11 protein-coding genes are annotated in these 13,797 nt (G+C 70.1%); 8 read left to right on the top strand and 3 right to left on the bottom strand.

Annotation, left to right across the window (positions count from 1 at the left end):
* Positions 1-8 precede the first annotated feature (8 nt).
* Entirely contained in the window at positions 9-1,997 is a 1,989-nt protein-coding gene (locus AC5L3C_RS09345; RefSeq protein ID WP_493648360.1) for an ATP-dependent DNA helicase, read from the top strand.
* A 100-nt stretch (positions 1,998-2,097) separates the two neighbouring features.
* On the opposite strand, the gene lexA is transcribed toward AC5L3C_RS09345, so the two are convergent.
* Entirely contained in the window at positions 2,098-2,877 is a 780-nt protein-coding gene (gene lexA / locus AC5L3C_RS09340) for a transcriptional repressor LexA (protein ID WP_125503863.1), read from the bottom strand.
* A gap of 550 nt (positions 2,878-3,427) precedes the next feature.
* Here lexA and nrdR point away from each other — a divergent pair.
* Positions 3,428-3,982: a transcriptional regulator NrdR gene (gene nrdR / locus AC5L3C_RS09335; protein ID WP_493648358.1), complete on the top strand. Its 555-nt coding sequence runs from the start codon at positions 3,428-3,430 to the stop codon at positions 3,980-3,982.
* A gap of 164 nt (positions 3,983-4,146) precedes the next feature.
* Complete coding sequence (locus AC5L3C_RS09330; RefSeq protein WP_493648357.1) at positions 4,147-7,041, top strand: vitamin B12-dependent ribonucleotide reductase; 2,895 nt, start codon at positions 4,147-4,149, stop codon at positions 7,039-7,041.
* Positions 7,042-7,142: 101 nt separating this feature from the next.
* Here AC5L3C_RS09330 and AC5L3C_RS09325 read toward each other — a convergent pair whose 3' ends face one another.
* Entirely contained in the window at positions 7,143-7,676 is a 534-nt protein-coding gene (locus tag AC5L3C_RS09325; RefSeq protein ID WP_493648355.1) for a TerD family protein, read from the bottom strand.
* Between the two features lie 157 nt (positions 7,677-7,833).
* Here AC5L3C_RS09325 and AC5L3C_RS09320 point away from each other — a divergent pair, with 157 nt between their 5' ends.
* The 3 genes from AC5L3C_RS09320 to AC5L3C_RS09310 all read left to right on the top strand — a co-directional run bounded on the left by AC5L3C_RS09320 (position 7,834) and on the right by AC5L3C_RS09310 (position 10,175).
* A complete protein-coding gene (locus AC5L3C_RS09320; RefSeq protein WP_493648354.1) occupies positions 7,834-8,439 on the top strand; it encodes a YdbC family protein in 606 nt (201 codons plus the stop codon).
* Positions 8,440-8,557: 118 nt separating this feature from the next.
* On the top strand, positions 8,558-9,217 hold the full coding sequence (locus AC5L3C_RS09315) for a histidine phosphatase family protein (protein ID WP_493648353.1): 660 nt from the start codon (positions 8,558-8,560) through the stop codon (positions 9,215-9,217).
* Positions 9,218-9,266: 49 nt separating this feature from the next.
* Positions 9,267-10,175, top strand: coding sequence for an ADP-ribosylglycohydrolase family protein (locus AC5L3C_RS09310; RefSeq protein ID WP_493648352.1), 909 nt, complete (start codon positions 9,267-9,269; stop codon positions 10,173-10,175).
* A 471-nt stretch (positions 10,176-10,646) separates the two neighbouring features.
* Here AC5L3C_RS09310 and AC5L3C_RS09305 read toward each other — a convergent pair whose 3' ends face one another.
* Complete coding sequence (locus AC5L3C_RS09305) at positions 10,647-12,194, bottom strand: MFS transporter (protein WP_493648351.1); 1,548 nt, start codon at positions 12,192-12,194, stop codon at positions 10,647-10,649.
* A gap of 186 nt (positions 12,195-12,380) precedes the next feature.
* On the opposite strand from AC5L3C_RS09305, the gene AC5L3C_RS09300 reads away from it, so the two are divergent.
* Both AC5L3C_RS09300 and rnhB read left to right on the top strand, forming a co-directional pair.
* On the top strand, positions 12,381-13,004 hold the full coding sequence (locus tag AC5L3C_RS09300; RefSeq protein WP_493648349.1) for a TetR/AcrR family transcriptional regulator: 624 nt from the start codon (positions 12,381-12,383) through the stop codon (positions 13,002-13,004).
* An 81-nt stretch (positions 13,005-13,085) separates the two neighbouring features.
* Positions 13,086-13,787: a ribonuclease HII gene (gene rnhB / locus AC5L3C_RS09295; protein ID WP_493648348.1), complete on the top strand. Its 702-nt coding sequence runs from the start codon at positions 13,086-13,088 to the stop codon at positions 13,785-13,787.
* The last annotated feature ends 10 nt before the right edge of the window (positions 13,788-13,797 follow it).

The raw sequence follows: 13,797 nt of genomic DNA, 5'->3' as shown, positions 1-13,797 counted from the left end.
GTCGCGCTATGACGAAGCCCTCACTCCCCGAACTCCTGCATGCTGCCGTCACCGCTGTCGGCGGCACGGAGCGCCCCGGCCAGGTGACCATGGCCGAAGCCGTCGCCGAGGCGATCGACGACGGCTCCCACCTGCTGGTCCAGGCGGGCACCGGCACCGGAAAGTCCCTGGGCTATCTGGTGCCCGCGCTCGCGCACGGGGAGCGGGTGGTGGTGGCGACGGCGACCCTGGCCCTGCAGCGCCAGCTCGTCGAGCGGGACCTGCCGCGCACGGTGGAGTCGCTGCATCCGCTGCTGCGCCGCCGCCCGGAGTTCGCGATGCTCAAGGGCCGCTCCAACTACCTGTGTCTGCACCGGCTCCACGAGGGCGTGCCGCAGGACGAGGAGGAGGGCCTCTTCGACCAGTTCGAGGCGGCCGCCCCCACCAGCAGGCTCGGCCAGGATCTGCTGCGGCTGCGCGACTGGTCGGACGAGACGGAGACCGGTGACCGGGACGACCTGACGCCGGGCGTGTCCGACCGGGCCTGGTCCCAGGTGTCGGTGTCGTCCCGGGAGTGCCTGGGCGCCACGAAGTGCGCCTACGGAGCCGAGTGCTTCGCCGAGACCGCCCGTGAGCGCGCCAAGCTGGCCGATGTGGTCGTCACCAACCACGCGCTGCTGGCGATCGACGCCATCGAGGGCGCCCCGGTGCTTCCGCAGCACGAGGTGCTGATCGTCGACGAGGCCCATGAGCTGGTCTCCCGGGTCACCGGAGTCGCGACCGGCGAGCTCACCCCCGGACAGGTCAACCGCGCGGTGCGGCGCGCCGCGAAACTGGTCAACGAGAAGGCCGCGGACCAGCTCCAGACGGCCGCGGAGGGGTTCGAGCGGCTGATGGAGCTGGCCCTGCCCGGCCGGCTGGAGGAGATCCCGGAGGACCTCGGCTACGCGCTCATGGCGCTGCGTGACGCCTGCCGCACGGTGATCTCCGCGATGGGGAGCACGCGGGACAAGTCCGTCCAGGACGAGGACGCCGTCCGCAAGCAGGCCCTCGCCTCCGTGGAGAGCATCCACGACGTGGCGGAGCGGATCACCAACGGCTCCGAGTGGGACGTCGTCTGGTACGAGCGCCACGACCGCTTCGGTGCCTCCCTGCGGGTCGCTCCCATGTCCGTCTCCGGGCTGCTGCGCGAGAAGCTCTTCACCGACCGTTCCGTCGTGCTGACGTCCGCGACCCTCAAGCTGGGCGGCGACTTCAACGGCGTAGGGGCGTCGCTGGGGCTGGGTGCCGAGGGGCTCGAGGGGGAGGACCTGCCGCAGTGGAAGGGCGTGGACGTCGGCTCGCCGTTCGACTACCCCAAGCAGGGCATCCTGTATGTGGCGAAGCATCTGGCGCGTCCCGCCCGGGACGGCGACCGCGCGGACATGCTGGACGAGCTCACCGAACTGATCCAGGCGGCCGGCGGCCGCACCCTGGGTCTGTTCTCCTCGATGCGCGCGGCGCAGCTCGCCGCCGAGGAGCTGCGGACCCGCATCCCCGAGTACCCGATCCTCCTCCAGGGCGAGGAGACCCTCGGCGAGCTGATCAAGAACTTCGCGGCGGACCCGGAGACCTGTCTCTTCGGCACGCTGTCGCTCTGGCAGGGCGTCGACGTACCGGGGCCGAGCTGCCAGCTGGTGGTCATGGACAAGATCCCGTTCCCGCGCCCGGACGACCCGCTGATGAGCGCGCGGCAGAAGGCCGTGGAGGAGGCCGGCGGCAACGGCTTCATGGCGGTCGCCGCCACCCACGCCGCGCTGCTCATGGCGCAGGGCGCCGGCCGTCTCGTACGCGCCTCGGGCGACCGGGGTGTGGTGGCCGTGCTGGACCAGCGACTGGCCACCGCGCGCTACGGGAGTTATCTGAAGGCTTCGCTGCCCGACTTCTGGTACACGACGGACCGCAACCAGGTCCGCAGGTCGCTGGCCGCGATCGACGCGGCGGCGAAGCGGACGGAGGCCGACGCAGAGGGGCAGTGAGCCTGCGGGTCCGGGCAGCACAGGACCCCGGAACCGGCGCAGGGGTCCCGGGGCCCGGTCAGGGGCGGGGCGGCGGGTCGGGGCCTGCCCCGAGCCGTGCTCAGACGCGGCGCAGTACGGCCACCACCTTGCCCAGAATGGTCGCGTCGTCGCCGGGGATCGGCTCGTAGGCCGCGTTGTGCGGGAGCAGCCAGACATGGCCGTCCTCGCGCTTGAAGCGCTTGACGGTCGCCTCGCCGTCGAGCATCGCCGCCACGATGTCGCCGTTCTCGGCGACCGGCTGGCGGCGGACCGTGACCCAGTCGCCGTCACAGATCGCGGCCTCGATCATGGAGTCACCCACGACCTTCAGCACGAACAGTTCGCCGTCGCCGACGAGCTGCCGGGGCAGGGGGAAGACGTCCTCGACGGACTCCTCGGCCAGGATCGGACCACCGGCAGCGATACGGCCGACCAGCGGCACATAGGACGCGGCGGGCTTCCCCGCGGTGTCGGTGGGCTGGACGGCCGCGGCCTGGTCGGAGCCGCGTACCTCGTAGGCGCGGGGACGGTGCGGGTCGCGGCGCAGGAAGCCCTTGCGCTCGAGGGCCATGAGCTGGTGGGCCACCGAGGAGGTGCTGGAGAGACCGACCGCCTGGCCGATCTCGCGCATCGACGGCGGGTAACCCCGTCGCTGCACCGAGTCCCTGATGACCTCGATCACCCGGCGTTGCCGGTCGGTGAGTCCGGAGCTGTCCGCCCGGATGCCGGGAGGCCGGCCCGGCAGGGAGCGCTTGGGCCCCTCGGGATGCGTGGCTTCGTTCATCGCATGCACCGGCTCGAGCCGGCCCTGGGAGCGGTCCTGGGCAGTGATGGCGGCACTGTCAGCGGTGGTGGTCACGTCGGCCCCTCTCGATGGTCTCCCTGCAGCACAACGGTAGATGCTTTCGAAAGGTTGCGCCAAACACACGTTCGAGTGAAAAATCGCGAATTGCTGTACGCAGCCTCTCAGTGACGTGTATTGGTCGCCACGCTCCCTGCCGGACAAACGGGCTGATTGTTGTACTCTCACCGCCGAGGCGACCGCCTCCGCGCTGCGGCCCCCAGTCTGCCATCGGCCGCCCCCGGGCGCGGGGAGCGGGCCCGCCCTCTCCGGGAGCCGCACGTCCTCTCCTCGCCGCGGGCACGGCATCTCCGCGTGCGCGCGACCCCTGCCACGCGTGTCGCGCGCGCCGCCGGCCCGCCGGCCCCGCGGTGCGCGCGCGACACGCGTGCAGAGCGTGAATGTATGAGCCAATCCCCACATCTAGTGGTTGGATTGCAGTTGCAGCCCAGAAGTTGTGGTCCCCCGGGTCTCCACGCCCTCCGCGATCGCATATGCTGGTGCTGCTTCGTGAGGCCCGTGAGGCCCAGCGGGGCCATTGTGTCTGCTGTGAGGAGGGTTGGAATTCATGCACTGCCCCTTCTGCAGGCACCCCGACAGCCGTGTCGTCGACAGCCGTACGACCGACGACGGCACGTCGATCCGCAGGCGCCGCCAGTGTCCGGACTGCTCCCGTCGTTTCACGACCGTGGAGACGTGTTCGCTCATGGTGGTCAAGCGGTCCGGAGTCACCGAACCGTTCAGCCGCACCAAGGTCATCAACGGTGTGCGCAAGGCCTGCCAGGGACGGCCCGTCACCGAGGACGCCCTCGCCCAGCTCGGTCAGCGGGTCGAGGAAGCGGTGCGGGCCACCGGAAGCGCCGAGCTGACCACCCATGACGTGGGGCTGGCCATACTCGGCCCGTTGCAGGAGCTCGACCTCGTCGCCTATCTGCGGTTCGCGTCCGTCTACCGGGCGTTCGAATCGCTCGAGGACTTCGAGGCCGCGATCGGGGAACTCCGGCGGGCGGAGCGGCCCGCGGGCGACGACGGGGGCGGCGGAGCCGCCCCGGGGAGCCAGGAAGACGACAGCGGGTCCGACGGGGCCGTCCAGGTCCAGGATCCCGCTCCCGCCGCCGGCTGACCGGCGGACCGGCCCCGGACGCCAGGTGCGGGGTCCGGCGGGGCGGCGGCGATGAGAAGACCTGCTGCGGGCAGGCGAGTGGGGCCCGCAGCACCAGACAGAACACCGTGCCACGGGAACAATCGGGGCACTTTTGGGCGTTTTCGCCCGTACAGGGAGGCGGCATGACAGAGACGGCGAGCGGTCCGGCACGGAGTTCCCGAGCCAAGGGCAACAAGGCCGGCAAGGGACTGCGTGTCGAGCGCATCCACACCACCCCCGGAGTCCACCCGTACGACGAGGTGGCCTGGGAGCGCCGTGACGTCGTCATGACCAACTGGCGCGACGGCTCGGTCAACTTCGAGCAGCGCGGCGTCGAGTTCCCCGACTTCTGGTCGGTGAACGCGGTCAACATCGTCACCAGCAAGTACTTCCGGGGCGCCGTCGGCACCCCGCAGCGCGAGGTGAGCCTCAAGCAGCTCATCGACCGCATCGTGAAGACGTACCGCAAGGCCGGAGAGGACCACAAGTACTTCGCCTCGCCCGCCGACGCCGAGATCTTCGAGCACGAGCTGGCCTACGCCCTCCTGCACCAGATCTTCAGCTTCAACAGCCCCGTGTGGTTCAACGTGGGCACGCCTCAGCCCCAGCAGGTCTCCGCCTGCTTCATCCTGTCCGTCGACGACTCCATGGAGTCGATCCTCGACTGGTACAAGGAAGAGGGCATGATCTTCAAGGGCGGCTCCGGAGCCGGCCTGAACCTCTCCCGGATCCGCTCCTCCAAGGAACTGCTCTCCTCCGGCGGCAACGCCTCGGGCCCGGTCTCCTTCATGCGCGGGGCCGACGCCTCCGCCGGCACGATCAAGTCCGGTGGCGCCACCCGCCGCGCCGCCAAGATGGTCGTCCTGGATGTGGACCACCCGGACATCGAGGACTTCGTCGAGACCAAGGTCAAGGAGGAGGAGAAGATCCGCGTCCTGCGCGACGCGGGCTTCGACATGGACCTGGGCGGCGACGACATCGCCTCCGTCCAGTACCAGAACGCCAACAACTCGGTCCGCGTGAACGACGAGTTCATGGAGGCGGTCGAGAAGGGCGGCAAGTTCGGCCTGCGCGCCCGGATGACCGGCGAGGTCATCGAGGAGGTCGACGCCAAGGCGCTCTTCCGCAAGATCGCCGAGGCCGCGTGGGCCTGCGCCGACCCGGGCATCCAGTACGACGGCGTCATCAACAACTGGCACACCTGCCCCGAGTCCGGCCGGATCACCGCGTCGAACCCGTGCAGCGAGTACATGCACCTGGACAACACGTCCTGCAACCTGGCCTCGCTGAACCTGATGAAGTTCCTCAAGGACGACGGCAAGGGCCACCAGTCCTTCGAGACCGAGCGCTTCCAGAAGGTCGTCGAGCTGGTCATCACCGCGATGGACATCTCGATCTGCTTCGCGGACTTCCCGACCCAGAAGATCGGCGAGAACACCCGCGCCTTCCGCCAGCTCGGCATCGGCTACGCCAACCTCGGCGCCCTGCTGATGGCCACCGGTCACGCCTACGACTCCGACGGCGGCCGCGCCCTCGCCGGCGCCATCACCTCCCTGATGACGGGCACGGCGTACCGCCGCTCCGCCGAACTCGCCGCGATCGTCGGCCCGTACGACGGCTACGCCCGCAACGCCGACGCCCACAAGCGCGTCATGAAGCAGCACGCCGACGCCAACGGCACGGCCGTGCGCATGGACGACCTGGACACCCCGGTGTGGGCCGCCGCCACCGAGGCCTGGCAGGACGTGGTCCGTCTCGGCGAGAAGAACGGCTTCCGCAACGCCCAGGCCTCCGTCCTCGCCCCGACCGGCACCATCGGGCTGGCGATGTCCTGCGACACCACCGGTGTCGAGCCCGACCTGGCGCTGGTGAAGTTCAAGAAGCTCGTCGGCGGCGGCTCGATGCAGATCGTCAACGGCACCGTCCCGCAGGCCCTGCGCCGCCTGGGCTACCAGGAGGAGCAGATCGAGGCGATCGTCGCCCACATCGCCGAGCAGGGCAATGTGATCGACGCCCCCGGTCTCAAGCCGGAGCACTACGAGGTGTTCGACTGCGCCATGGGCGAGCGTGCCATCTCCCCGATGGGCCACGTCCGCATGATGGCCGCGATCCAGCCCTGGATCTCCGGCGCCATCTCCAAGACGGTCAACATGCCGGAGTCGGCGACCGTCGAGGAGGTCGAGGAGATCTACTTCGAGGCCTGGAAGCTGGGCGTCAAGGCACTCGCCATCTACCGCGACAACTGCAAGGTCGGCCAGCCGCTCTCCGCCAAGAAGAAGGAGGAGGAGAAGGCCGAGGTCACGGAGAAGGCCGAGGAGACGATCCGCGCGGCGGTCGAGAAGGTGGTCGAGTACCGTCCCGTCCGCAAGCGTCTCCCCAAGGGCCGTCCCGGCATCACCACGTCCTTCACGGTCGGCGGTGCCGAGGGCTACATGACCGCCAACTCCTACCCGGACGACGGTCTCGGCGAGGTGTTCCTGAAGATGTCCAAGCAGGGCTCGACCCTCGCGGGCATGATGGACGCCTTCTCCATCGCCGTCTCGGTGGGCCTGCAGTACGGCGTTCCGCTGGAGACGTACGTCTCGAAGTTCACCAACATGCGCTTCGAGCCGGCCGGTATGACGGACGACCCGGACGTGCGGATGGCGCAGTCGATCGTCGACTACATCTTCCGCCGCCTGGCGCTGGACTTCCTGCCCTTCGAGACGCGCTCAGCGCTCGGCATCCACTCTGCCGAGGAGCGCCAGCGTCACCTGGAGACCGGTTCGTACGAGCCCTCCGACGACGAGCTCGACGTGGAGGGGCTGGCCCAGTCGGCGCCGCGGGCCCAGGAGCTGAAGGCGGTTTCCACGCCCAAGGCCGAGGCCGAGGCGGCCAAGCCCGCCCCGCAGCAGGCCCACACCAGCGCGGAACTGGTCGAGATGCAGCTGGGCATCCAGGCCGACGCCCCGCTGTGCTTCTCCTGCGGTACGAAGATGCAGCGGGCCGGCTCCTGCTACATCTGCGAGGGCTGCGGCTCGACGAGCGGCTGCAGCTGACGGCAGCGGGCGCGGGCCCGCACGCGTAGCCGACCAGCACAGGAAGAAGGGGACCGGCCGACGGCCGGTCCCCTTCGCCGTGCGTGTCCCGGCCGTACGGCTCATGTGCGCCGGGAGGCACCCATCCCGCGGGAGAAGTCCGCCGGGTCGCCGTCGAATCCCTGGACGCCGGTGCGCAGCTCCCAGGCGCCCGACTCGTCCCGGACGAACTCCGCGACCGTCGCCGCCATGGCTCCCAGCACACCGCCGAAGTCCTCCTCGGCCAGGACGGTGTACCCCTCGCGGATGCGCAGCCCCGGGTTGCGCACCCCGGAGAAGGTCCGACGCGTTTGGTGCTGCTGGATGAGGACGCCGACCACCACGCGCGCGTACCGGTCGGCGAGCCGGTCCAGTTCCAGCGTCATGACCTCGTCGTAGCCGAAGCCCATGCCGTCCTTGCTGTCCCGGTTCAGCGTGATGGTGCCGTCGGGGGAGCGGCTGTCGAAGTGCACCACATAGCCCGGGTCGCCGTGCGGGTCGCCCGCCGGATAGGGCGCGGCGACCAGATCCAGGTCGGTGGCGGGCTCGCCCGAGGGACTCGGGTCCCATTTCAGCGCGATCTCGACCTTGCTCAAGCCCTTGTTGAGGCCGTTCACCAGTTTCCCCTTCCTCGTGACCGTCCTGCCCCGCTCACCCCAACTGCCGGATGTTCACGGCAGAATGTCCATCCTGCCACGCGCCGGCCGCCGGACAGCGGCAAGCAGTCACCGCGAGCGTGACCGACGCCACGCCCGCTGGCCTTACGATGGCGCGGTGCTGGTCAAGTGGATTCGCTGCACCGTGGTGGACCGCCGCGGGTTCGAGCGGGGGCAGCGGAAATGGGCGGGGCTTCTGGGGGAGCCGGGGTTTCGCGCACAGGGCGGGGGATGGAGCCGGGGGAGGTCCGATGTGGCGCACATCTTCTCCTTCTGGGAGAGCCGCGCCTTCTACGACTCCTTCATGGCGCGCTCCCACGACCGGCTCGCCTCGGCCCAGTCGGGCACCTTCACCAACGCCCGGGTCAGACTCTTCGACCACCGCTTCGACGTGAAGACCGGATTCGAACCGCGCTTCACCGACGCCGACCTGCTCAGGGTCGCCCTGTGCCGCGTCCACGAGGAGCGGGCGGAGCACTTCGTCCTCATGCAGGAGAAGGTCTGGAACCCGGCGATGGCCGGCTCGCCCGGCATGGTCCGGGGGCTCTTCGGCGAGGCTCCGGGCAACGAGTTCCTGGTGCTGTCGATGTGGCGTGCGGCCGCCGAGCACGGCAAGTACCGCACCGAGCGGGTGGAGCGGCTTGCCCTGCGGGCGCAGACGGAGGCGGACATCGCGGCCCTGGCGGGGGACATCGTCGACATGGAGTCCGCCTGGACGGTGTGACGTACGTACCTCTGCGCACGCGTCCGCGCGCGGTGCGTGATGCGGGGCCGGTGTGACGTACGCCGTACGAGGACCCCACGAGTGCCCGTCCGGGCGTCACCCGATCTAGGGTTTTGGCATGGCACGACCACGGCGCATCGTCCTTGTCCGGCACGGTGAATCAACGGGCAATGTTGATGACTCCGTTTATGAGCGTGAACCCGACCACGCCCTCGCCCTGACCGAGCGGGGCAGACGGCAGGCCGCGGAGACCGGCGAGCGGCTGCGCAAGCTGTTCGGCGACGAGCGGGTCAGCGTCTACGTCTCCCCGTACCGCCGGACGCACCAGACGCTGCGCGCCTTCGAACTCGACCCCGGGCTGATACGCGTGCGCGAGGAGCCCAGGCTGCGCGAGCAGGACTGGGGGAACTGGCAGGACCGCGAGGACGTGCGCCTGCAGAAGGCCTACCGGGACGCCTACGGGCACTTCTTCTACCGCTTCGCCCAGGGCGAGTCCGGCGCCGACGTCTACGACCGGGTCGGCGGCTTCCTGGAGAGCCTGTTCCGCAGCTTCGAGGCCCCGGACCATCCGCCCAACGTCCTCATCGTCACCCACGGCCTGGCGATGCGGCTGTTCTGCATGCGGTGGTTCCACTGGACCGTGGCCGAGTTCGAGTCCCTGTCGAATCCGGGGAACGCCGAGATGCGGATGCTCGTCCTCGGGGAGAACGGCAAGTACACCCTCGACCGGCCCTTCGAACGCTGGCGGGACCCTGAGCCCTACGGGATCACCGGCTAGGCGGCGGGGCAACGGTCAGAGGCGGGGCACCGGTTAGAGTGGCAGTGCGATGACCGCTGATTCCTCTCCCGCCGGGCGCCTGGAGCGCGCCCTGGCCGCCCTGCGCGGACTGTCCGTGGGTGACGCGCTCGGCTCCCAGTTCTTCGTGCCGGCGAACTATCCGCTGCTCAAGCGCCGCGAGCTGCCCCCGGGCCCGTGGCAGTGGACCGACGACACCGAGATGGCGTGCTCCGTCGTCGCCGTGCTCGCCGCACACCGGAGGATCGATCGGGACGCTCTCGCCGAGTCCTTCGCCGCGCACCACGACTTCGACCGGGGGTACGGCCCCGCGGTCAACCGGCTGCTGCGGCTGGTCCGGGAGGGCGGCGACTGGCGCGAGCTGTCCGCGGCGCTCTTCAATGGCCAGGGGTCGTGGGGCAACGGTGCCGCCATGCGCATCGCTCCGCTGGGCGCCTGGTACGCGGACGACCCGGAGCAGGCCACCCATCAGGCCGAGGTCTCCTCCTATCCCACGCACCAGCACCGTGAGGCCGTCGTCGGCGCGATGGCCGTCGCCGCGGCCGCCGCGTTCGCCGCGGCGCCGGACGGACCGCCGGGACCGGAGGCCCTCCTCGACGGGGTCATCGCGCTGGTGCCCGCGCGGAGCGCGGTCGGCGCGGGGCTGCGCCGGGCCCGGGACATGCTGGATTACGGCGACGCGGCGACCGTGGCCGCCGTGCTCGGGTGCGGACGGCGGACCACGGCGCATGACACCGTGCCGTTCGCGCTCTGGTCGGCGGCGCGGGCCCTGGGGGACTACGAGCAGGGCTTCTGGACGACCGCGCAGGTGGGCGGTGACGTCGACACGACCTGCGCGATCGTGGGCGGTGTGGTCGCCGCCGGCAAGGCGGGCGGTCCGCCCGCCGAGTGGGCCGGCCAGGTCGAGCCGCTGCCGGGGTGGCTGCACACGCCGGCCTGAGGCGGGCGGCGGGCGGCCTGAGGCGGCGGGCGGCGCTGGAAAACTCTCCGTACTTCGCGGGAACTCTCCGTGACCGGACGTTCGTTGTCCGGACATCCACCGTGTGAGGCATGAGGCCGGCACCGACAGGTGCGTCACCTGCCGTGCCGGCGGATCGCAGGAGATCGGGCGCGTCGGGCGCATCGGGCGTACGAGTGCATCGAGCGCACGAGTGCATCGAGCGCACGAGCGCACGAGTGCATCGAGCGCACGAGCGCATCGAGGGGTATCGAGGGGTATCGAGGGGTATCGAGGGGTATCGAGGGGTATCGGGCGGAGAGGAGCGGTCGCGTGATCCGGTATGTGCGGCTCGCCGTGCTGCTCGTCCTGAGCGCCGTGGCGTCGTGGTGCGCGAGCAGGCCCGGCGTCCTCCGGCCGACTCCCGTGACGTCGGCCGAAGAGCCGCCGGGCCGCGCCCGTGGCATCCCGGGTTCAGCCCATGCCCGGTCCCGCCGCCCCCGAGAGTGCCTCCAGGTCGCTCTTGCGGACCCGGATGACGAACCACGCGGTGGCCAGGGCGACCACCGCCAGCGCGGCGGCGGGTACGAAGGCCGTGGAGATGCCCTGCGCGAGTACCTCGTGTCCCCAGGGAGCCGGCAGCTGCTGGGTCCGCGCGAACTCCGCCTTCTGCTCCGCCGTACCGTCGGCGAGGAAGCCCGGTACCTGCTTCTCCGCCTCCTCCCTGCTGGCCGAGCCGAACACCGTCGTCAGCAGGGCCAGGCCCACCGACCCGCCCACCTGTTGGGTGGCGTTGAGGAGCCCGGACGCCGCGCCGGCCTCGTGCTGGGCCACGCCGGAGACGGCGGTGAGGGTGAGCGTCACGAAGTTCAGGCCCATGCCGAAGCCGAAGATCAGCATCGGGCCGAGGATGCCGCCGACATAGGAGCTGTCGGAGCTGATCAGCGTCTGCCAGGCCAGTCCGGTCGCGGCGAGTGCCGAACCGATGAGCATGAACGGCTTGGGTCCGAAGACCGGAAGGAACCGCTGCGACAGCCCGGCCCCCAGCGCGATCACGACCGTCACCGGCACGAAGGCGAGACCGGCCTCGATCGGGCTGTATCCGAGCACGTTCTGCACGAACAGGACGATGTAGAAGAACATGCCGAACATCGCCGCGGCGAGGCTGAGCATGATCACATAGGTGCCGGAGCGGTTGCGGTCGGCGAACATCCGCAGCGGGGTGATCGGTTCCTTGGCGCGGGACTCGATCATCGCGAAGGCCACCAGCAGGACCGCGGCCGCCGCGAAGGAGCCGATGGTCAGGCTGTCCCGCCAGCCCTCCTCCGCCGCGCGGATGAAGCCGTAGACGAGGGAGGCCATACCGGCGGTCGAGGTCACCGCCCCCGCGATGTCGAAGCGGCCGGAGTGCCGCTCGGACTCGTTGATGTACATCGGGGTGAGCACGGCGATCAGCACACCGATCGGCACGTTGACGAAGAGCACCCACCGCCAGTCGAGCCACTCGGTGAGCATGCCGCCCGCGAGCAGGCCGATGGCGCCGCCGCCCGCGGAGACCGCGGCGAAGACACCGAAGGCACGGTTGCGCTCGGGTCCTTCAGGGAACGTGGTGGTGATGAGCGCCAACGAGGTGGGCGACGCGATCGCACCGCCCACACCCTGCAGCACGCGCGCGGCCAGCAGTTGCCACGGCTCCTGGGCGAGCCCGCCCAGCAGCGAGGCGACGGTGAACAGCAGGATGCCGGACATGAAGACACGACGGCGGCCGAGGATGTCGCCCGCGCGGCCGCCGAGGAGCAGCAGCCCGCCGAAGGTCAGGGTGTAGGCGCTGACCACCCAGGTGAGGTCGGTGGTGCTGAATTCGAGAGCGTTCTGGATGTGCGGGAGCGCGATGTTCACAATCGTCGCGTCGAGTACCACCATGAGTTGGCAGGCCGCGATGACGGTGAGCGCGATGCCGGGATGCCCGCCCCGGCGTGCCGCACCCGGCTTCTGGTCATGGATCAAAGGAGAGGTTGTCACTATGGGTCCCCCACGAGAGCGTCAGTGAACGCTCGCGTTCACTGTTGCGTCAACGGTAGAAGTCCTCGACAGTGAACGCAAGCGTTCTCTCTAAGAGTTGCCGTTCGGCGCGTCCCCCTCGGTCGCCGCGCGGCACGCGTTCATCCCCGGAATGCCCGCTTCAGCTGCTCGTTGGAGAGATTTCAGATGGTTACTTCGAGCTGGGCGGCCGCCCACGCTCAGACGGCATCCTCACGGCGCCGCGGCGCCGTGCTGGAACGCGCGATCCTCGACGCCGCCCTGGAGCAGCTCAGCACGGTCGGCTGGAACGGCCTGACGATGGAGGGTGTCGCCGCGGGTGCCCAGACCGGGAAGGCCGCCGTGTACCGGCGCTGGCCGTCCAAGGAGGACCTCGTCGCGGACGCGCTGCGGTCCGGGCTGCCGCACTTCGACGCCGTGCCGGACCTGGGCAACGTGCGTGACGATCTGCTGGCGCTGTGTCGGCGGGCGCGCGACGCGTGGTTCTCCCAGTCGGGACTCGCGCTGCGTGCGGTGATTCACGAATGCGACACCACCCAGGCCGAGCGCTTCCATGCCGTCATCTTCGACGGCGTCGTGGAACCGACCCTCGAGATGCTGCGTGAGGTGATCCAGCGAGGAATCGAGCGGGGAGACGTGCGTCCCGACGCGACGAACGCCTACGTCTGTGACGCCATCCCGGCGATGATGATGTACCGCTCGAAGATGTGCGGATGCGAATGGCCGGATGTCGATCTGGAGGAAATGGTCGACCAGTTGATGATCCCGCTGCTGCGGCGGAGCGACGCCTGAGCCGGGCCTGGTGAGAACGCCGGTGTCTCGGGGGAACCGGGGTGTCGCGGCCGGACACGGGCGGCGTACGCTTAGTGCGCCATGCCGTACGAACCGCCTACTCACACTGTCGAGCGCTCACTCCGCGCCACGACCGGAGCGAAGATCATCGCAGGCGTGGACGAGGTGGGACGCGGCGCGTGGGCCGGTCCCGTCACCGTCTGCGCGGCGGTCACCGGACTGCGCCGGCCCCCGCCGGGGCTGACCGACTCCAAGCTCCTCACCGTCAAGCGGCGCACCGAACTCGCCGAGACGCTGCGGACCTGGGTGACCTCGTACGCCCTGGGGCACGCCTCCCCCGAGGAGATCGACGACCTGGGCATGACCGCCGCGCTCCGGCTGGCGGCGGTGCGCGCCCTGGACGCGCTCCCGGTGCGGCCCGACGCGGTGATCCTCGACGGCAAGCACGACTATCTCGGTGACCCCTGGCGGGTCCGTACGGTCATCAAGGGCGACCAGTCGTGCGTGGCGGTCTCGGCGGCCTCGGTGATCGCCAAGGTTCAGCGCGACAAAATGATGGCCGAACTGGGCACCGACCATGCAGACTTCGGTTTTGCGGACAACGCCGGGTATCCGTCGCCCGTGCACAGGGCCGCACTGGAGGTCCGGGGACCCACCCCGTACCACCGGTTGTCGTGGGCGTATCTTGATGCGCTGCCCCAGTGGCGGCACCTCAAGAAGGTCCGCACCTGGACGGACGGGCTCGTTCCGGAGATCGAGGGTCAGCTCGGCTTCGACTTCTGACGGACCGCCC

It is taken from the genome of Streptomyces speibonae (genome assembly GCF_984686075.1).
Note: the sequence above shows the minus strand (reverse complement) of the source record. Positions and strands in the feature narration are given on the sequence as shown.